Below are 20,514 nucleotides of genomic sequence, written 5' to 3' on the forward strand. Positions count from 1 at the left end.
GTTTAGTTTAGTTTATGGAAGAATTCCGTGTCGGTTTCTTGATTCGTTATAATTTTATTTAAGTTGTCGATTATAGTGCCGGTTTTGTCGGCATATTGGTACAAGGATTTATCTGTGTAGAATACAGTTCCATCATTAAAAGCTTTGAAACTTGCAAAGGTTGGATCTGTATCCATGAGGCTTTGCAGTGACTGCGGAACCTCTTCTATGGAGGTGTTATAAATAAGAATGTCAGCGTTTTCAGCATAAGCATAAAAGCTTTCAGTACTTATTGTCACCTGGGAATTTGCCTTTTCGTCATCCTCGGTACTTGGAGCCAGGTACTTTCCTCCGGCTATCTCTACCATTTTTGAAAAATAGTCATTCTTTTTCCTTGTGACAATCTGATGGTTGGAATTAACCGAAAAGATTACCACCGTTTTTTCGGTGTTCTCAAATTCGTTTAAGGCCTCTACAAGTTTTTTCTGCTCTTCAAAAGCATCCAATGCTTCCTTCTCTTTTCCCGCGATTAGTCCGTAAACCTTCACCCACTCGCACCGTCCGAGAGGATCATTCTCATAGCTCGACCTGTCTATGAAAACCGGTATGCCAAGCTGTTCTATCTTTTCCTGAACCTTTGGAACATGAAGTATCATTGTATTCTCAATAGCAAGATTAATGTCATCCGCAACCATTCGTTCATAATCCGGTGCGCTGTATTTGCCGCCATAGATAAGCGTTCCTTCGTCCATGGCTTTCCTGGCAGATTCAATGTACCAGTCATCCTTATCTATACCGGAAAGGTAGATATCCTGCACGGATGATATTGCATCAAACTGGCACATAACTCCTGATGCCGCAAGATATATTCTGTCCATCGGTTTTTTTAAGATGATTACATCATCACCTGAATCATCTGAATATTCCTTATTCTCCGGAACTATAAGATAGTTCCTGCCATCATCGACACTTATTACAGCGAAGTCATCACTGTATCTGTGAATTGTAAAATTCTTCGCAAAGCTGTTTTCATCAGTAGATATGTAATCCGGTCCGTTCAATTCAGGAGCCTTACTGATATTATTGCCACCAACGCTCCCGTTTGATGCTTCGATTTCGTTCTTCACATCTGAAGCATTATACAATGACTCATTCTGCTTCGTAATAGAGAATCTGATTATATAATCTATAAGATGGGGCTTGCTCATTGCCACGGTATCCGCCTGAATCTGCATGTCCTTTTCAAGAACCACGGGAATTATAAACTCAGAATTCCCTTCAGTATTAACCGGATAATAAGTCTTGCCATTCACTATCATGTAATCATAATTGCTACTACTCCAGGTGATATCCGCGGTCGCTTTTCCTCCGTTAACTGTAATCCTACACGGACTATCAATGTGCGCCTTTCCGCTGCCTCCCGATAAAGTAACGGATGCGGTATATTCCCCATCGGAAATACTACCGCATCCTGCCATAATTACCGCGATCAGCAGGAACAGCATTGTATATTTAACTAATGAAATAAATTCCCGCTGCTTTTTCATAAAAGATTATTTAATCACCGCTCCTGTATGCTCGACGTAAATACTCTGAACATCTGCAATACCACCAAGTCCTGCAATCTGACAATCAATGCTCTCAAAAGAGCCGTCTGCTTCGAAGCCGCTCTTCCATGAATCCTCGTCGTCACCTGCCATGTCATTATTTGCATGATCACCTGCAACAACCATAAGAGGACGAAGAATTACCTTCTTGTAACCATTTTCCTTAACCTTATTAATAACTTCTGTTAATGCAGTCTCTTCAGGCTCACCTTCAACAGTTCCGATGAAAACGTTCTCATAGCCAAGTTTATCCATCTGTGTCTGCATCTGGCTATAGGTAACCTTAGCTGTATGTGATGTGCCATGTCCCATAAATACAAAGGCTGTGCCATCTTCTTTTGCTGCATCAAGGCTGTCAAAGCCGGCTGTCTTCACAGCTTCTGAAGTAATAGCCTTAGCTACGGCTTCTTTATCTTCATTTATCTCGGTTGCATCTTTTCCTACTTCGCCAAGAAGAGGCTCAGCAATAGCAGCCGATTCGAATTTATCCTTATAGGATTCAACCACCTCGGTGAGCTCATCATACTCGGCGCCATGCATAAGATGTGTAGGCTGTACTACGAGATTTTTAACTCCGTTGTCTACAGCTCTCTGCATAGCCTGTTCCATGTTATCAATCTTTTCGCCGTCCCTTGCGTTAACGTGGTTGATGATGATCTGTGCTGTGAAGGCACGTCTTACTGACCAGTCGGGATATGCCTTTGCCAGTGCTTTTTCTATACCACCGATATCCTCGGCTCTGCTGTCATTGAAGGAGGTACCAAAGCTGACTACCAAGAGCTCATTATCGCCGATATCATCACCATTGAGTGGATCGTCCTTGGAAGCATCGCCTGTATCTCTTCCGAAGTAATCGGGATCAGCGTCTTCACCCTCTACCATTTCCTTCTGCTCATCAGTAAGGGCATCCCACGCTTTCTTAGCTTCCTCGCAAAGAGAGTCTGTCTCCTCACTCCAAGTCTGTACATATATTGAATCAATAAGCTCTGCTACTTTGTCTGCCGCCACTTTGTCGTCTCCTGCTTCTGCATCTTCACTCTGAACATCAGATACTGTTACCTCATGGTCATACCACTTACCCTTTGTTCCGATGAGTGCAAGCTGGAAGGGCTCATCAATTGCAGGAACGGGTACGTCAAAACCGTAAACCTCTTCTGTTGTTCCATCTTCGTAGGTAACGCTGTCTGTTGTGGGCTCAAGAAGAACTGCTCCATCCTTTTGTGCATCCTCAGCTGTTCCGGGGAACAGATTAACAATGTTCTGAGAAGGAAGTGTAATATGAATTGTCATCTCACCGTTTTCTACCTTGAGTGTCCCTCTATCATCAAGTGCTTCATTAATATGGAACATAGAACCGTCCGTTGTAAACTTAGCGCTGTAAGTTCCATCTTCAAGAGCACTGTCAGAAGACTCTCCTACTTCCTCTTTTACTTCTTCAAGTACTTCCTCTGCTGCTTCCTGCACTTCTTCAGCAGCTTCTGTAGCCGCTTCCTGTACTTCATCTGAAGCTTCTGCAGCTGCCTCATTTACAGCTTCCTCACCTGCACTTGCAACTTCGTTTACTGCTTCCTCCGTTTCCTTGGAATCGCAGCCTGCCATAGCAGATGCGACCATCATTGCAGCCAGAATGACTGCGAGTGTTCTTTTTTTCATAATTGTTCTCCTTTACAATTAAAAAGTCCTCACCGAAGCGAGGACTAATTTGCGCACAAAATATAAGCAAATGCATTGCATTTACCTACAGGCTTCGTACGGTCAATTCCTCGTGACCTGATATGAAATAATATCTTTCATATCCTTGTACGACGACAGGCAGGTCTCCCGGCTGATTGATTCCGCAGTTGTTATCTATTAACTGATAAGATTTTCGCTGCTGCGCTTTTTCTGCCTTCCCGGATCACTCCAGTGACATATTAGAAAAAGCTCTCAAAACACGGTGACGAGATCGTGCGGGATTCACACCCGCTTCCCTTTTCACTTGCGCAGCCTAACGCCCGCAAGCACCTTCCGTCTTATTCAATTTACATTCACATATAATAGCACACTTATATGATCTGCTCAAACTCTAATAAAATGGGGGACCGCCAAAATTTGTGCCAGGTCCCCCCGTTTATAATAAATCCCTCTATTCTGCTATTTTTATTAGCTTTCTCTTACATCTTGTCACAGACTATCAGTTTTCCTTGAAGTAGCTTATTGTCTTTGTAAGATCATCTGCAAGAGACTGAAGCTGTTCAGCTGATTCATTAATAACCGTAAATGTAGCATTCAGTTCCTGCATGGAAGCATTGGTTTCCTGCGTTGATGCTGCATTTTCTTCTGATATAGCTGACAGATCCGCAATTATCTCAATCAGCTGATCCTTTGCAGAAGTAAGCTGCTTAGCAAGTTCTGCTATGTTGTCTGCGCTGGTTGAAACATTAACAACATTGGAAGCCATGGTCTGCATGTTTTCCTTGGTTGTTTCAAGCTGCTCAGACTGTTGTCCGAAATTCTCATTCAGCTTCTGCATTACAAGAACTGATGCTTCTGAATCCGCAACGAGCTGATCAACAATCTTCTTGATCTCATCAGCACTCTTACTGGACTGCTCAGCAAGCTGTCCGATCTCTGTTGCAACAACCGCGAAGCCTTTTCCTGCCTCACCCGCTCTAGCTGCTTCAATTGAAGCATTAAGTGAAAGAAGGTTGGTCTGTGAAGCAATACTTGTAATAGCTTCGGAGAAAGTAGATATTGATTTAGCCGATTCATTTGTGGAATCGATTGTCTCACCGATCTCCTTAACTGATGTCTGCACCTCTGAGCTTGATCTGATCAGATTATCGAGAGCCTCCATCGCCTGGTCGCAGGCACCCTTCATCTCGGTTGCATAGCCGTCAAGCTGCTCAACGTTATTTGCAATATTCTCAATATCGTTTCCGATATGCTGAGTATTGTTTGCTGCATTTTCAATGCTGTCTGCCTGGCTTACAGCGCCCTTCGCAATCTCGTCAACCGCTGTACTTACAAGTCCTGAAGCTTCGGTAGCCTGACCTGCTGAAGTTGAAAGCTCGCTTCCTTCACGTTTCAGCTCATTAGACATTTTCACAGTAGTTCTGATGACGTCTCCGAGCTTAGTACTGAGTGTCTGAGCTCCATCTGCAAGAATACCAAGTTCATCCTTCCTGGCAATAGATTCCTTGTCAATATCAAGATTAATTTGTCCCTGTGAGAGTTTATCAAGTTCTGCCGCAATCCCCTGCATCTTTGCAGATATTTTGTTTGCAATAACAAATCCTGTAATTGCAAGAATTAATACTATAAGAACAGTAATGATAGAAAGAAGAAGTATTACATTTGTTATAGCAGATGTAATATCATCACTTTCTCTCCCGGAAAAGACCATACCGATAATAGAACCATCAGTATTTTTCATGGCTACGTAATAGCCCATATATTTCTTACCCTCAATAGTGAGGTTATCAGCATAGTAGTCACTCCCACCTTTAAGCGTAGTACTAATAACAGCATCCGAAGCCTTCGTGCCTACAAGACGTTCACTGGTTCCGGACTTCATTATTGTAGTTATTACACGGGTATCACCATAGAAAATGGTATAGTCTATACCTGTTATTCCATGAAGTTCATCCATCAAATCCTGGTATTCATCAAACACCTCTGTCCCGCCTTTTGTCAAAACTTCATTATCATAGGCCCAATCGCCGTCCCAAACACTGTTCATCTCACTTGCAAGATGCGCAGTAGTTGCCTTTAATTCTTCTTCTGCAAGTGTTTTATAAGCTTTATTTATCTCAAAACCACTGATAAGGTTCAGTAAAAGACCAATGCCAATAAATGAACCGACAGCAATATAAATAAGCTTATAGATTAATTTCTTTTTACGGGTAACGGGTGCTTGATTTGCATTTGACATAGAAAAAATCCCCCTCTCCAGACAAACGAAAAACCAAAAGAAAATTCTCTTATTAAATATTATAATAGCGTACAAATTTATACAATATTATGTAAGCCCATATTGTGCGGTTTAATAATGTTTTAAGAATTTGAAAATAAGTTTTTTATAATAAAAAATGCGCCGAAAATTTTTTCCGACGCATTCTGTCATAATCACTTATTTCAAATAATTATTTACCAATCTTCTTAAGCTTTACTGAAGACATTCCAGACTTCTTCATAAGCTTCTTATACTTCTTATAGTTAGCCTTGTAAACCTTTACTACAATCTTCTTATCATTCTTGCTGAATGCTTTCTTACCGATTGAAGTAAGTGAAGCAGACTTAATTGTAACGGTCTTAAGCTTTTTGCTCTTTGCAAATGCTGATGCTCCGATAGTCTTCACGTTTGCACCAACTGTAACGCTCTTAAGCTTAGAGCAGTTATAAAGAGCCTTATCAGCTACTGAAGTTACCTTATACTCAACATTCTGGTGTGTTACGCTGTCAGGAATATTTACTGACTTAACCTTCTTATCTGTAACTGTTACAAATGAAACCTCACCATCAGCAGTTACCTTATATGAATAGCCATCCTCTTCAAATTCTGTATCAAGAGCAACTGTCTCTACTGTTTCAGCCTTCTTCTCGGTCTCAGGAGCCTTCTGCTCTGTCTCAGTCGTCTTCTGCTGATCTTCCTTCTTCTCTGTTGAAGGAGTAGTTGTTTCTTCCTTAGTTGTCTTCTCTTCCTCTTTTACAGGTGTGGGAGCAGGTGTCTCTTCCTCGTCAGCAGGCTTTTCCTCTGCTTTACCAAAATCAATTTTAAGGTTAAAGCAATACTTACCACTATTTATTCCGGCATCAATACCGAACATTGCCTCTGCGCCGTAAAAAGGCATCAAAACGTCAGAAGCATGGTCTTTTCCCTGTGGAGTTGTCTGGTCAAGTAATTCACGTGTAATACGTCTCTCATAAACACCTGTAGATGAACCTACATCGAAAATTGTTTTATTCTCATCCATTTCAAAATGAATGGTCTGTCCGGCTTCTTTATCAATAATAATATTACCTGCTGCTCTAACAACTTTACCATCCTTCCATTCAGGATTTACGGTAAAAATAGTGTTCTTACCAAAAAGCTCATTGTAATAATTCAGCACACTAATAAAAGCAATATTTTTTGCTTCCTGAGAAAGCTGGCTCATAGTTTCACCCTTATCAAGATCTTCGGAAGAAGGTTGTGTGCCCTTAAATACTTGAACTTTTTCTTTGGAAAAATCGATTACGACTGTATCAATAGATTCCTTGACTGTATCAATAGATTCTTCGGCTGCGCTAGCCTGTGTCCCCACGAATGAGAGCATACTTGTTGCTACTGCAAACGCCATAAGCGTGTTGCAAATTCTCTTAACTACTTTTTTCATTATTCCCTCCATTGAATATTTATAGTTGTCCCCTCTAGCCTTAAACATAATACGATATTACGTTTTTCTAAGCAATGCATTTTTTTACTAAAAAAGCGCCGGTATTATCCGACGCTTTTGTATTACTTTATCTTCTTAAGCTTTACAGAAATTTTTACCTTCTTAAGCATCTTCTTATATGATTTGTAACTTGTTTTAGGAACTTTAACTACAAGCTTCTTAGAATTCTTGAAGAATGCTTTCTTGCCGATTGTCTTAACTGAAGCAGATTTAATTGTTACGTTCTTAAGCTTTTTGCATTTAGCGAAAGCGGAAGCACCGATTGAAGTAATATTTTCACCAACAGTTACGCTTGTAAGCTTCTTGCAACCGCAAAGTGCCTTATCAGCAACAGCAGTTACTTTAAAGGTATTGTTCTGATAAACAACTGTATCCGGAATAGTTACTGACTTAGCTGTCTTATCCGTGATTCCAACAAATGCAACCTCATCAGCTGATGTTACCTTATATGAATAACCATTGTCCTCAAACTCTGTATCAACAGCAGGTGTTTCTACTGTCTCATTCTTCTTTTCTTTTGCAGGCTCTGTCGCTGTAGCAGGTGTCTTCTCCTCTGCTTTATTTTCTGCAGCCTGGTTCTCTTCATTATTAAGAGGTTCCTCTTTAACAGGTGTAGGAACTTCTGAGTTTTTCTCCTCTGAAGGTTTCTCCTCTGTTGCAGGCTCTTCCTTCTTCTCTTCCTCTACAGCAGGAGTATCTTCCTCAGTCTTAGGCTCATCTTTCTTCTCTTCCAAAGCCTTAGGATCGGGCTCACCAAATACTATCTGAAGCTTGAAGCTCTTCTCGCCGTTTTCATCTTCTATTGTATCCACTCCGTAATAGCCCTTTGCTGCCATGAAAGCACCTTCAGGATCATTTCCGGCTACATTATTTTTCAGAAGACTCTCTGTAATAACAATTTCATATGTTCCCGATGCAGCGCCTGCATAATAGGTTGTACCGTTCTCGTCAGATTTGATGTTGATGATCTGATTAGCATTACGGTCAAGTACTAAACGACCAACTCCTGTACTCATGCTATCTGTTGAGTCATACTCAGCAGTAAATAGATTGTAGTAGAAAAGCATTGCTGACATAAACACAACATTCTTTTCTTCATCTGTCTTAGCAAGTTGTGCAATCTCATTGAAATCACCACTTGTTATAGGCTGGTTGAGACACTGTGTCTTATCCTTAGAGAAATCAATTACTACAGTGTTGTTAACTTCTTTCTTCTCATCCTCAACTACAGGAACCTCTTCTGAAGGCTTTTCCTCTTCCTTCTTCTCTTCCTCAACTACAGGAGTCTCTTCCTCAGTCTTAGGCTCGTCTTTCTTTTCTTCTTCTACAGCAGGAGCATCCTCCTCTGTCTTAGGCTCATCCTTCTTTTCTTCCTCGACAGGTGCCGGATCCTCCGTAGGTGTTTCTAATGAAGGCTCTTCGTTCTTGTTATCTTCTGTAGAATCATCTTCTGCTTTCTGCGCATCACCGAAATTGATTATAAGATTGAATTCAGGATTGAATTCGTTTATTGCATCAGGGTTATAATTATCATTAAAGAAAAATGAATTAACACCATAAAAAACACAAGCACCAAACAAAGCCATCTGTGCATCATCTTCAGCAGAACCGGTTGCACTTCCGGATGTTTCCAACAAATCTTTATATTTAATAACCGTCTCATAAGTACCTGAGCTTTCGGAAGCATCAAACACTGTTCCTTCAGTGCTTGCCTTAAATTTTATATACTGGCCAGCAGCCTCATCAATAATAAGACGTCCCTCAGCAGTTGCTGCTCCATCATAAAAATCCAACTCTTCTTTGAATAAATGGTTATAATTATGAAGTGAATTTATATACACAACGTTCTTTGCTTCGTCTGTAAGGTCTAGATCTGTAATATTATCAAGATCATTTGTATATAAAGGTTTTCCATCATACCTCTGAATCTTATTCTGTGAGAAATCAATAACGACTGTATCAACTCGATTACTCCAGTCGATACTAGTCATTAATTTTGCTAATTTTTCGGAAAAACCACCCTGTCCAGCCTGACCATTCTCATCATTAGCCCCGGACTCGCTATTTGCTTCATTTTCATATAAAGCTCCTGACTCATCCTCAGCTGCCTGCGCCCCAATGCAGGCATTAGAAAACATGCTAACTGCAACGGAAAGCGCAATTAGCATGTTACCCATACTACGTACTACCTTCTTCATTTCTGACTTCCTCCAACAAAAACTTTTTTCAATATATAGCTCCCCTCAAAGCACTTGATAGAATACTTCAAATAAAAAGAAATCTCAATGCAATTTTTTACTAAAAAAGCGCCGGATTTTCCCAGCGCTTTTAACAGTTATTTCATTAACTTTCAATTATTTTTGACAACAACATATCAGTTTGTGATTATTTTCAAAAAAATGAAATTGCGTCAATAATTATCTTTTTACTCGAGCACCGGCACCACCCATAATAGCTTCAACTTCTGAAACGGTTGCCATTGTTGTATCTCCGGGTGTTGTCATTGCAAGTGCGCCATGAGCAGTACCGTAGTTTACAGCTTTCTCAGCATCCCCGGTAGTCATCAAGCCGTAAATTAGTCCTGAAGCAAAGGAGTCACCACCACCAACTCTGTCCAAAATCTCAAGGCCGTTATAATCCTTAGCCTTATAAATCTGCCCATCTGCCCAGCATAATGCAGACCAGTCATTTACTGTTGCTGTCCTTACTGTTCTTAGGGTAGTCGCAACCACCTTGAAGTTCGGATAAACCTTGGCTGCTTCATCTATCATCTTCTTATAGCCATCAAGATTTAATTCCTTAAGATTTGCATCATTGCCTTCAATCTCAAAGCCAAGGCAGGCTGTAAAGTCTTCCTCGTTGCCGATCATGACATCAACATACTTAGCGATTTCCTTGTTAACCTCCTGCGCCTTCTTCTGGCCACCGATTGCTGACCACATCGAAGCTCTGTAGTTAAGGTCGTAAGAAACAACAGTTCCATATTTTTTTGCTGTCTTTATTGCTTTAACAACTGTATCAGCAGACTGCTCAGAAAGTGCAGCATAGATACCGCCTGTGTGGAACCATCTTACTCCCAGCTCGCCAAAGATATAGTCAAAATCGAAGTCTTTATCTGTAGCCTGAGAAATCGCTGTATTAGCTCTGTCTGAGCAGGAAAGTGCTCCTCTTATGCCGAAGCCTCGCTCAACAAAGTTGAGTCCATTTCTGCATTCACGTCCGATTCCGTCTGTCTTTTTCCAATTAATAAGTGAAGTATCAACACCGCCCTGAAGAATAAAATCCTCTACCAGATGGCCTACTTCATTATCAGCAAAAGCGGTGATAACACCTGTAGTCATACCAAAGCATCTGCGAAGTCCGCGGATTACATTGTACTCTCCGCCTCCTTCCCATACTTTAAATTCCCTGGCGGTACGGATTCTTCCTTCGCCGGGATCAAAACGGAGCATGATTTCTCCGAGTGAAACAGCGTCGTATTTGCAGTCGTTTTTTGATTTTAAGTTTAAGTTCATGGCTTCCTCCAAAACCACCTCATCAGTCAGCTACGCTGACAGCTTCCCCTCAAGGGGAAGCCAGAGGTTTATAAGTTCAAATATTTTTTTGCATTTCTGCCACAGATATCCTTTACCATCTCGCAAAGGTATTCTTTGTCCCACGGGTATTCGCCGTTCTCTACCCATGTTCCGATTTTGTTGCAGAGAATTCTTCTATAGAGTTCGTGCCTTGGGAATGATAAGAAGCTTCTGGAATCAGTAAGCATTCCGATGGAGGTAGATATAAGAGAAACGTCCGCCATCGCATCAATCTGTCTTTCCATTCCATTTTTGTGGTCGCAGAACCACCAGGCTGCTCCGAGTTGCACCTTTCCTTTGATGCCGCTTTCATTGCCGCAGAAATTGCCGGCCATTGAAGCAAGCATTTCTGTATCCTTAGGATTAAGGCAATACACAACTGCCTTCGGAAGTTCTTCCGTTAAATCCATAGCATTAAAAAGTGCAGAAAGCTGCGGAGCATAATTAAAATCATTTAGTGAATCAAAACCGGTGTCTGCACCTATAAGTTTCAAACACCTCTTGGAGTTACTCCTGAAAGCTCCTATGTGAAGCTGCATCACCACATCTTTACGGGCATACATCTTCCCGAGCTTTGTGAGCATATATCCCTTGTACTTACCACACTCCTCTTCGGTAAGTTCGGATCCTGCAAACTTCTTATCAAAAATCCATTCAACTTCTTCCTTCGTCGTATCAACAAAGAAAGTACTCTCAAGACTGTGATCCGAAACTCTGCAGCCATTTTCCAAAAAGAAATCAAGTCGCTTTTCCAGAGCTTCGAGTACAGAATCTACATCTCTGAGTATAACTCCCGCTGATTTGCATAGTCTCCCAAGATATTCCTGAAAATCAGCCTTCTCAATTCCCAGAGCCTTATCAGGTCTGAAGGACGGAAGTACCTGTATTTCAAAGTTGTCTTCTCGTAGCTTTGTATGCCACTCGAGAGTATCAGCCGGATCATCAGTAGTGCACAGAACTGATACTTTCTGCATCCTAAGGAGATTTCGAACAGAGTACTCCTTAGTGCGAAGCTTCTCATTGCAGGCATCCCAAATCTCTTTGGCAGTATCTGCCGAGAGCGTCTTTGCAATTCCGAAATATCTCTGAAGTTCCATATGTGTCCATTGATATAAAGGATTACCTATAAGTCTCTGCACTGTGTCAGCCCAGGCAACAAATTTATCATAGTAATCGCCGTTCCCGGTTATAAGCTTCTCCGGTATGCCATTTGCTCTCATAGCGCGCCACTTATAGTGATCTCCTGCAAGCCAGGCCTCGCCTATGTTGTCAAAACACTTATCCCCGTATATCTCCTTGGGACTTAAATGGTTGTGATAATCTATTATGGGTTCATCTTTTGCCGCTTCATGAAAAAGGGTTACCGCAGTCTCATTTCCCAGCAAAAAATTCTCATCCATGAATTTCTTCATCGTATTCATTCCTTCCGATTTATTAGCCTCTAACCTCTTTTACAATCTCAGCGGCCTGCCTTGTAAGCTCTTCAACTTTTGCAAAGTCTCCTGCTTTAATCAAATCATTTTTCACCATCCAGGTGCCACCGCAGGCTACTATCTTCTTAAATGCCAGATAATCTCTTACGTTATCCTTGTTGATACCGCCTGTGGGCATAAAGGTCAGATTAGTATAGGGTGCAGCAACTGCCTTGATCATCGGAAGACCACCTGCCGGTTCTGCCGGGAAAAACTTAACAAAATCAAGGCCAAGTTCCATAGCCTGTTCCATCTCGGAAGGTGTCTGAGTTCCGGGCGTTATAGGATATCCCTTTTCAAGGCAATGCTTAACTACAGTGGGATTGAATCCCGGTGCCACAATAAATTTTGCGCCTGCAGCCATTGCTCTGTCTGCCTGCTCGGGAGTAAGTACTGTGCCTGCTCCGACAAGCATATCAGGGAAATCTTTTGAAAGAATTTTAATTACTTCCTCTGCCGCAGCAGTTCTGAATGTCACCTCCGCAGCCGGAAGTCCGCCATTCATCAGCGCCTCTCCGAGTGCATGTGCATCCTTCGCATCTTCTAAAACAACGACAGGAATGATTCCAATCTTTTCAAATTTTGCTTTTAATTCTTCGTACATTTTAAGTGCTCCTTGTGTATGTCATTAAAACTCATACACAATACTAGATTTTCCCATGTACTTTTCACATTGTTGCATTTGTTCTTTACATTGCAATTCTTGCTGTATTGCAATAATCACTTTTGGGACTGAGCGCCTTTGCGGTTATATCTTCTGACTTTGTTAATATGCCTCTCAAAATCGCCGCTTTCTATAAGCTCAGCGATTACCAGCTGATCCAGTGTTGGAACCGGGCATTCGTAAAATCCGATTTTCTCTGAAAACGCACTTATGAGGTTCATCGGAAGAACCATATATGCGCATCTTGCATAGCTTCCGATTGTTCTCGTAAACGTATTTACATATATAACTCTCCCCTCTTCATCAAGAGAGAAAATCGTCTCTTCAGGTTTTCTGCTGGGTGTAAACTCGGATTCAAAATCATCCTCGATGATATATCCGTCCTTCTTTCTGCTCCACTTGAGGTACTCTCTCTTCTTGGCCGCCGAAGCAGTAACGCCACTCGGGAAGCTTCTGTATGGAGTTATATGAAGAAGCTTCATTTTTCCGTTCCATAGTTCATCACTTTCAACGCCGTCGCTCCCGAGCTTTAGCATAAGAAGCTCCGCACCTCCCGCCTCATAGACCTTTGCGATTTTTTGATATGACGGACTCTCGACGCCATATATAATGTCTCGTCCGAAGGTCTGCACTATAAGTCCGTACAAATACTCTGCGCCTGCGCCAATTATTATCTGTTCCGGGGACACCTCCAGCCTTCTTGAGCGACCGAGATAATTTGCAATTGCGCTTCTCAGTTCGTTCATACCGGTTTTGGGTGACTTTTCCATCACACGGCTGTCATATTCGCTAAGAACTCTCCTGACGGTCTTTGCATAGATCGAATAAGAAAAAGCAGCCTCTCCAATATTTTTTGCAACACTAATCTTATTACCCCGCATTACTGTTTTTTTCTCTGCCGAGCCCTTTCCTATATAAATCTCACTGTCATCAAAGGACACAAAATATCCGCTCTTTTCTTTGGGAATGATATATCCCTCCTCCGCAAGGAGTTCGTAGGCATGCTCAATTGTTATGACACTGACTCCCATTGCCTCTGCCATAACACGCTTGGATGGGAGCTTACTTCCTGTCTCATACCTGCCTCCTATTATGTCTTCACGAACGTCTTCGTATACCTTTAAATACCTCTTTTGCTTATCCATTTTCATATTCTCCGGTTGCGAATCTGGTTATATTAAAATATTGTGTTTCGATTATTTTTATGCTATCAGTTTGATGATATATCATCCCTTCTTCATACGTCAATCAAGATTCCAAAACAGCTAAAAAGCTAGTATAATTAAGCATTATGAAAATACATGGCTTACAAAAAATGACATTACTTGATTATCCGTCAAAAGTTGCCGCAACCGTCTTTTTAGGCAGTTGCGATTTTCGCTGTCCTTTTTGTCATAATTTTGAACTGGTGGATGGAACGGCCGCTCCGATAATGGATGATGCTGAATTGTTTTCTTTTCTTGATAAAAGAAAAGGACTCCTTGACGGAGTCGTAATAACAGGCGGTGAACCCTGCCTCAATTCATCATTAAAAGATCTGATTATAAGAATAAAAGATATGGGATATCTCGTTAAACTTGATACTAACGGGAATCATCCCGATGTTCTTAAAGATTTACTTAGTGAAAACCTGGTTGATTACATCGCTATGGATGTTAAGAATTCACCGGAAAAATACAGTGATACCTGTGGGGTAAAAATCGATACAGAAGTGATCACTGAGAGCATCAATCTTATTATGAACTCCGGTGTAGATTATGAATTCAGAACTACAGCTATTAAAGAGTTTCATACTACAGAAGATTTTGCCAAAATCGGCGAATGGATTTGTGGTGCAAAGGCGTATTATTTACAGCAGTTTACAGAGCGTGATACTGTTCCGGATAAGAGGCTCAGTTCGCCGAGTGCGGAAGATATGGAGGCATATCGGCAGGCGGCGGAGAGATATATAAAAAATGTAATATTGAGAGGGCTTTAAGATTCCCCCTCATCCGTCAGCTTCGCTGACACCTTCCCCCAGAGGGGGAAGGTTTTTAGACTTCCACTTCATCCTCTTCAGGGAGGTGCACTCTTGAAATTACAATTATTGTATCGCCCTTTTGAAGTTTTACGCCGCCCTTGGGAATGACGGTTCTGAAGCCGCGTTTAATGGATAAAAGAATAGTCTGTCTGGGGAAATCAAGATCCCTGATAAAATGATCGCACCAGGGGTGAGTTTCTCCCAGTGTGACTTCTTTAAGATGCATCGGTACATCGTTTTTTATAGCCTCTGCCCCGATTACCACTTTATCTCCTGCTTCCAGTATTACATTTCCGTTTGGAATTATGGTATTACCATGTCTCTGTATCATGGCAATAAGCGCGCCGTGAGGAAGGTCAATATCTCTTATCTTCTTATCAACCCACTTATCCTTCATTCCAAGCTGCACTTTAATAAAATGCATATCAATAGACTTTGCATAGTCTCCCATGTGCTTTAACTTTGTGTACTGTTCAACGAAACCTGCGGAAATAATACCTGTTGGAATGGCAACAATACCTACACCAAGGAATGCAAGCAGAATTCCGAAAACTTTTCCCAGAATTGTCTTAGGATAAATATCACCGTATCCGACTGTCAGTAGAGTAGATGCAGCCCACCAGATACCTGAAAAAGCATTCTCAAAAACATCAGGCTGAGCTTCATGCTCCAGAGAATACATGCAGAGACTGGATGCCAGCATCATAACAGCGATGATGAAAACCGAGGACAAAAGCTGCTGCGACTTATTCTTTATAACTTCTGTAATTACATTCAGTGAATCATAATAAGCATTGATTCTGAAGAGTCTGAATATCCTTGCAACTCTGAACATTCTGAAAGCTGCCGCTCCTGCAGGAAAGAAGAAGGGCATATAATACGGAAGAAAACTCAAAAGATCAATAATTCCGGAAAATGAGAAGAAATACAGAATAAGTGCCATGAAGTCCGATCTGTCCGGATACATGCACTTTGAACAAATAGCGCGTAAGATATAATCAATCGCAAAGAATAAAACAGTCCATTTTTCAATACTGTTAAACACACCACCGAGAGGACCATTTATGTTATCGAACGTAGAAAGGAAGGCTGCACCAAGATTCAATACCAGTGCAACCGTCCCAATAACATCATATGCAATACTTATGGTATCCCCAAGGTATCCGACGGATACCATCTTAAAGAGCTTTTCCCTAAGCTCCTCCCACTTTTCCTTTTCCACAACAATCTCCCGTTTATTTAATCTTCTTTAAATTCATACAGAATCGCTTCATCAGGCATAACAGGTCTGCAGAAATAATATCCCTGAATTATGTCAGCGCTGAAAAGACGAAGCTTCTCAAACTGCCACTTTTCCTCAACACCTTCAACTATTACCTGCTTATCGATATCATGTACAAGCTGAATGACATCCTTTATGAAGGCTTCCTTACCTTCTACAAGATAACTGTCCACAAGTGATTTATCCAGTTTTACGTAGTCTACCGGAATATATGTAAGGTATCCAAGAGAAGAATAGCCTGTTCCAAAATCATCCATCAGAAGTTTTATCCCCAGTTCTCTAAACTGCTGGAACAATTTATCAGCCTGTTCTGTTCTCTCAAGGAAAAGCCCCTCAGTTATTTCAATCTCAACGTACTTTCCGGGTATATTATACCGCGAAAGGAGGTCTCTGATAAAGTCCACATATCCGGTATCGCCAATCTGATTACTGGAAAAGTTTATGGAGACGGGATGAAGTTTATAGCCATCCTCTTTCCAGGCTGCAAGCTGCTTGATAACAAGTTCCGTAGTTACTCTTCCGAGTCTTCCTACCCAGCCGCTTGACTCTACTATCGGTATAAACACATTGGGATAAAGGCCGGGTTCCTTCATTCTTACCAGGGCTTCAAATCCTGTAACTTCCTTAGTCATGGAATTAACCTGGGGCTGATAAACCATGTAAAATCCGTCGTTATCAAAGGCATCCAGGATCTTTGCCTTGATCTTGTTTTCCTCACGGATCTTTTTCTTCATCTCCTCGGAATATCTGAAGGCCTTGTTTCTTCCGCGCTGCTTAGCTTCATACATAGCTATCTCGGCATTTATAATATGCTGATCCGGAAGCGTGGAACCATCGGAAACAGATATACCGATACTGCAGGATAGAATAATTGTCTCATCTCCTACAGGAATCGGTGTTCTGAACAGTTCAAGAATCTCATTTATTGCATCTGAATTCTCATCAAGCTGTTCCTTGGGTACCATGATAAGGAACTCATCGCCGCCGTATCTGGAGATCATCCAACTTCTCTCCTCAGCAATCTTCTCAAGAGAAAGCGATAGGTACTTAAGTATCTCATCGGCGAGCTGGTGACCGTAGGTTTCATTGACATCCTTAAAATTGTCGATATCTATCATAAGAATCGAATAGACATGCTTAATTGTCAGATGTTCTCTAAGATAGTCAACCGCACTTCTTCTGTTAAGAATATCAAGAAAATCATCGTGCTCAGCCTGATACTTGATCTTCTCCTGTGTTTTTTCAAGTTCCTCCTTAGACTCTCTGAGTTCAAGATTGGTGGCTCTGCCGACAAGAACAGTAACATATGCCGACATGAGAAGGAATGCCATAGACAGGAAAATCATTCCAACAGCCGGGAATATCTTTCCATACATATCGAAGAAGGTCAGAGGTCTGTTGAATACTTCAGCATCCTTGGGAAGAAGCTTTTCATCTATACCGAATTTCTTCATGAGCTGATAGTCGAACTCTGAGGTATAGGGTGTTTCAATTGAAAGGAACTGCTCATCAGCATGTCTGTTAGCAAGAAGGTCAGCCATCAATGCTCCCACATAACTTGCCTGGGCAGTAAAATCCATGCCGACACTACCAAGAACACCATCACTCATGCCGCTTGAATAATTGCGCATAATCGGAACCTTGGTAGTTGCAGTTATAATATTGGTCATCTCATTTGTGGAATGAACCACTCCGTATGAATCCTTAAAGCAGGTCATATAAATGAGCACAGCATCATTGGGAATTGCCTTTAATTCTTCATGCAATTTCTCAAAAGGAATTTTAGCTATGTTTATCTCATTAAAGGTATAGTCTGGATGCTTACTTTTCTCACGGTTATAAAGAACCATGTCTGCAAGGCCGGCAGGTGAATTATCATGTATGCCATAGTATACTTTTCTATCAGGCATCATCTTCATTGAAAGCTCTATTGTATTTGTAAGGTAATCATTTTCATAAAAGCCATACATTTCATAGCGCTCAACAGCCATCTGTGCCAGTGTCATGTTGTTGACACCAAAGAACACAACCGGAATATCCGTAAAGAGTTCTTCCTTATATTTCATGGCAAATTTAACAGCCTCATCGTCTGCCAGAATAACGCCATCATAATCATTTTTTAAATTAACTCTTTGAATAAAGTAATTGTGAAAAGTCTCGACATCCTCATTGGATGCATGCTTCTTGGCATCCATGAACATAACATCAAATTCTATACCGTTAGGATCGAGGCTCTGTTTAAGTCCCTCTATCTGCGGCTCAAATGTGTAATACTGGGAAGTATAAGAAGACAGCAAAAGAACTCGATGCTGGACCTCTCCTTTGTAAACAGGACCATCCATCGAGGTATTATCATCAGTCGTCACAAACTGCCGAAGGAACATGATGGCAACCAGCAGACAAATGACGCTAAGCAATATAAATACCGTACGTATTTTTTGCAGTACCGACTGTTTCGTCATAAAAACACCGACCCTTAGTGATATAGATAATTCTACCACTTTAGGGGCCGGTGCATTATTAACTAAGCCTTATGTATGTTTAAATATTGTTAAAGAATACATAAACAATTTATAAATCAATAACAATCTCTTATCCTTCGATCATTATTGTCTTCTTCTCAGGAACCTTCGCCTGTTCTTTCTTAGGTACATTGAGACTAAGTACGCCATGTCTGAAGGTTGCCTTGATATCTTCCTCAGTAAGGTTATCTCCTACATAGAAGCTTCTCTGCATTGAGCCCTGATAGCGCTCCTGTCTGATGATCTTACCCTTATGGTTCTTCTCATCCTTATCAAGTCCCTTGGTGGCACTTATGGTAAGGTAACCATTGTCGAGTTCAAGGCTGATATCTTCCTTCTTAAAGCCGGGCAGATCAATATCTACTTCATAATGATCCTCATTGTCATGGACATCTGTCTTCATAAGCCTGTCGGCATGCCTGCCAAAGAGCTTCCTCTCGGTGTTGTCAAACTCATTAAACATCGGGAAATCGAACCAGTTATCAAACAAATTCTCCTCAAAAATACTAGGCATCAACATAATAATTACCTCCTTATATATGAATGAAATTATAAACTTTGAGCAGCGGAACCGGAGTCATTACAATTATTATTGCTCCCTTTATTTCTGTTCCCTTGTTCTATAACTGTTATAACACTTGTTAGCACTCTTGTCAAGTGAGTGCTAATTATTTTTTAAAAATAATCCGCATACCAGAAAATATGCGGATTCCGGCGACTCGTCACTTTGAAATATTTATAATCGTACCACCGACATCATCACTAATACGCCCCCTTATTTATCGCACGAATTGCTTCCGACTGAATATCACGATTATATGATAGCATAGGTGCAACATCTTTTCCCCTTACTCTCCTGTCCGCATAATTGCGTGTAAGCTTTACGACAAGCGGTGATAAAACAAGAACGCCTATAAGATTAGGTATCATCATAAGTCCATTGAAGGTATCGGAAATATCCCAGACAAGAGATGATTCCATTACAGCTCCAAAGACCATAAGAATAATAAATATAAATCGGTATATTTTCGCCCACGTAACACCGATCAGATATTCCACAACTTTCGCTCCGTAATATGACCATCCCATAACAGTTGTAAATGCAAATAACGTTATTATAATAACCACAAATATTTCTCCGGGGCGACCAAGTACCTGGTTAAAAGCATGTGCAACCAAAGTTGCATCATCAGTACCTACTACAGTCAGACCTGCCTCAGCATCTGAAGCACCTGCGGTCCATCCACAACCGGCATTTCATAATCCAGAAGAATAAGATCAACGGGTTTCTTCAAAAGGAATGTGATTGCCTGCATTCCGGCAGTCACTACATCTGTTTTATATTTATCCTTAATCCAGGACTTTACCATCCCCGCATAGGAAGGGTCATCATCAACTATAAGGATTTTCTTTCTGGCATCCTGTTCTGCCTCATTTAGCATCATAACGGAGTCTCTGTCATCCCCCAGTACAGCCTCTTCCTCTTCACCGTTTTTCGCTCTTTCCTCGGCAGCCTGCTGTTCCTCGACTCTTTTTTCAAGCCTTTTCATAAAGGATGCCATCTCTTCTTCAACTGCAAGAACAAAAGCTTCCGGTTCTACAGGACGAATCATCCATCTGTATGAAATAAGATCAGGAAACTCACGAAGCATTTTCTCCTTATCGCCGGCTTCTGCTATAAAGATCATATTGCAATCGTGATCCTTGACCTGATCCTTAACAAGAATCATGTTTTTCTTACCATTTTTGGCATCAAGAATATCCTGCGGATTATACACAACAAAAACAGCTGCATCCCTGACGCAGTTATCTATTTTATCAAAATCTTCAACTATAGAAATTGTTTCGAAACGTTCCGCTTTGATTTTCTTTTCCAGCCCGCTTATAACAATGCTGGATTTTTCCATCAGAAAAACAACACTCTTTTCCATCTTGCTCATTTATATCCCTCCGCCCAAAAATCATCTCATACTACT

The 20,514-nt window shown here is 41.1% G+C and carries 15 protein-coding genes and 1 riboswitch; of the genes, 1 reads left to right on the forward strand and 14 read right to left on the reverse strand.

The genetic code is table 11. The features are described from left to right. Positions 1 to 2 precede the first annotated feature (2 nt). From BLR42_RS05330 to BLR42_RS05370, 9 genes are all read right to left on the reverse strand, one after another. Positions 3 to 1,526, reverse strand: coding sequence for an ABC transporter substrate-binding protein (locus tag BLR42_RS05330; RefSeq protein ID WP_091867230.1), 1,524 nt, complete (start codon positions 1,524 to 1,526; stop codon positions 3 to 5). A 6-nt stretch (positions 1,527 to 1,532) separates the two neighbouring features. Then, the gene (locus BLR42_RS05335; protein WP_242879212.1) at positions 1,533 to 2,678 is read right to left on the reverse strand and encodes a sirohydrochlorin cobaltochelatase; all 1,146 of its coding nucleotides are present in this window, start codon (positions 2,676 to 2,678) and stop codon (positions 1,533 to 1,535) included. A 701-nt stretch (positions 2,679 to 3,379) separates the two neighbouring features. After that, positions 3,380 to 3,609, reverse strand: a riboswitch (cobalamin riboswitch). A 150-nt stretch (positions 3,610 to 3,759) separates the two neighbouring features. Continuing rightward, the gene (locus BLR42_RS05340; RefSeq protein ID WP_091867232.1) at positions 3,760 to 5,499 is read right to left on the reverse strand and encodes a methyl-accepting chemotaxis protein; all 1,740 of its coding nucleotides are present in this window, start codon (positions 5,497 to 5,499) and stop codon (positions 3,760 to 3,762) included. 211 nt (positions 5,500 to 5,710) lie between these two features. Then, the gene (locus BLR42_RS05345; RefSeq protein WP_170832641.1) at positions 5,711 to 6,943 is read right to left on the reverse strand and encodes a leucine-rich repeat protein; all 1,233 of its coding nucleotides are present in this window, start codon (positions 6,941 to 6,943) and stop codon (positions 5,711 to 5,713) included. Between the two features lie 122 nt (positions 6,944 to 7,065). Beyond that, the gene (locus tag BLR42_RS05350) at positions 7,066 to 9,201 is read right to left on the reverse strand and encodes a leucine-rich repeat protein (protein ID WP_091867236.1); all 2,136 of its coding nucleotides are present in this window, start codon (positions 9,199 to 9,201) and stop codon (positions 7,066 to 7,068) included. Between the two features lie 219 nt (positions 9,202 to 9,420). After that, entirely contained in the window at positions 9,421 to 10,518 is a 1,098-nt protein-coding gene (locus BLR42_RS05355) for a sugar kinase (RefSeq protein ID WP_091867238.1), read from the reverse strand. A 68-nt stretch (positions 10,519 to 10,586) separates the two neighbouring features. Further along, positions 10,587 to 11,990 carry a glucuronate isomerase gene (uxaC, locus tag BLR42_RS05360; protein WP_091867240.1) on the reverse strand — a complete coding sequence of 468 codons (1,404 nt, stop codon included), beginning with the start codon at positions 11,988 to 11,990 and terminating at the stop codon, positions 10,587 to 10,589. A gap of 22 nt (positions 11,991 to 12,012) precedes the next feature. Next, positions 12,013 to 12,654 (reverse strand): bifunctional 4-hydroxy-2-oxoglutarate aldolase/2-dehydro-3-deoxy-phosphogluconate aldolase, encoded by a 642-nt coding sequence (locus BLR42_RS05365; protein WP_091867242.1) that lies wholly within the window; start codon positions 12,652 to 12,654, stop codon positions 12,013 to 12,015. 116 nt (positions 12,655 to 12,770) lie between these two features. After that, the gene (locus BLR42_RS05370) at positions 12,771 to 13,859 is read right to left on the reverse strand and encodes a MocR-like pyridoxine biosynthesis transcription factor PdxR (RefSeq protein WP_242879204.1); all 1,089 of its coding nucleotides are present in this window, start codon (positions 13,857 to 13,859) and stop codon (positions 12,771 to 12,773) included. 146 nt (positions 13,860 to 14,005) lie between these two features. Between BLR42_RS05370 and BLR42_RS05375 the strand changes: the two genes are divergently transcribed. After that, entirely contained in the window at positions 14,006 to 14,692 is a 687-nt protein-coding gene (locus BLR42_RS05375; RefSeq protein ID WP_026497644.1) for an anaerobic ribonucleoside-triphosphate reductase activating protein, read from the forward strand. Positions 14,693 to 14,747: 55 nt separating this feature from the next. Here BLR42_RS05375 and BLR42_RS05380 read toward each other — a convergent pair whose 3' ends face one another. The 5 genes from BLR42_RS05380 to BLR42_RS05400 form a co-directional block, all read right to left on the reverse strand. Beyond that, a complete protein-coding gene (locus tag BLR42_RS05380; RefSeq protein ID WP_242879205.1) occupies positions 14,748 to 15,956 on the reverse strand; it encodes an ion transporter in 1,209 nt (402 codons plus the stop codon). A 17-nt stretch (positions 15,957 to 15,973) separates the two neighbouring features. Beyond that, positions 15,974 to 18,478: an EAL domain-containing protein gene (locus BLR42_RS05385; RefSeq protein ID WP_091867246.1), complete on the reverse strand. Its 2,505-nt coding sequence runs from the start codon at positions 18,476 to 18,478 to the stop codon at positions 15,974 to 15,976. A 130-nt stretch (positions 18,479 to 18,608) separates the two neighbouring features. Next, on the reverse strand, positions 18,609 to 19,058 hold the full coding sequence (locus BLR42_RS05390; RefSeq protein WP_091867248.1) for an Hsp20/alpha crystallin family protein: 450 nt from the start codon (positions 19,056 to 19,058) through the stop codon (positions 18,609 to 18,611). A 242-nt stretch (positions 19,059 to 19,300) separates the two neighbouring features. Then, complete coding sequence (locus BLR42_RS05395; RefSeq protein ID WP_242879207.1) at positions 19,301 to 19,717, reverse strand: alanine:cation symporter family protein; 417 nt, start codon at positions 19,715 to 19,717, stop codon at positions 19,301 to 19,303. Positions 19,718 to 19,743: 26 nt separating this feature from the next. Then, on the reverse strand, positions 19,744 to 20,478 hold the full coding sequence (locus BLR42_RS05400) for a response regulator (RefSeq protein ID WP_091867253.1): 735 nt from the start codon (positions 20,476 to 20,478) through the stop codon (positions 19,744 to 19,746). Positions 20,479 to 20,514 lie beyond the last annotated feature (36 nt).

The sequence above is a fragment of the Butyrivibrio sp. INlla16 genome (genome assembly GCF_900104155.1).
GTDB lineage: Bacteria > Bacillota > Clostridia > Lachnospirales > Lachnospiraceae > Butyrivibrio.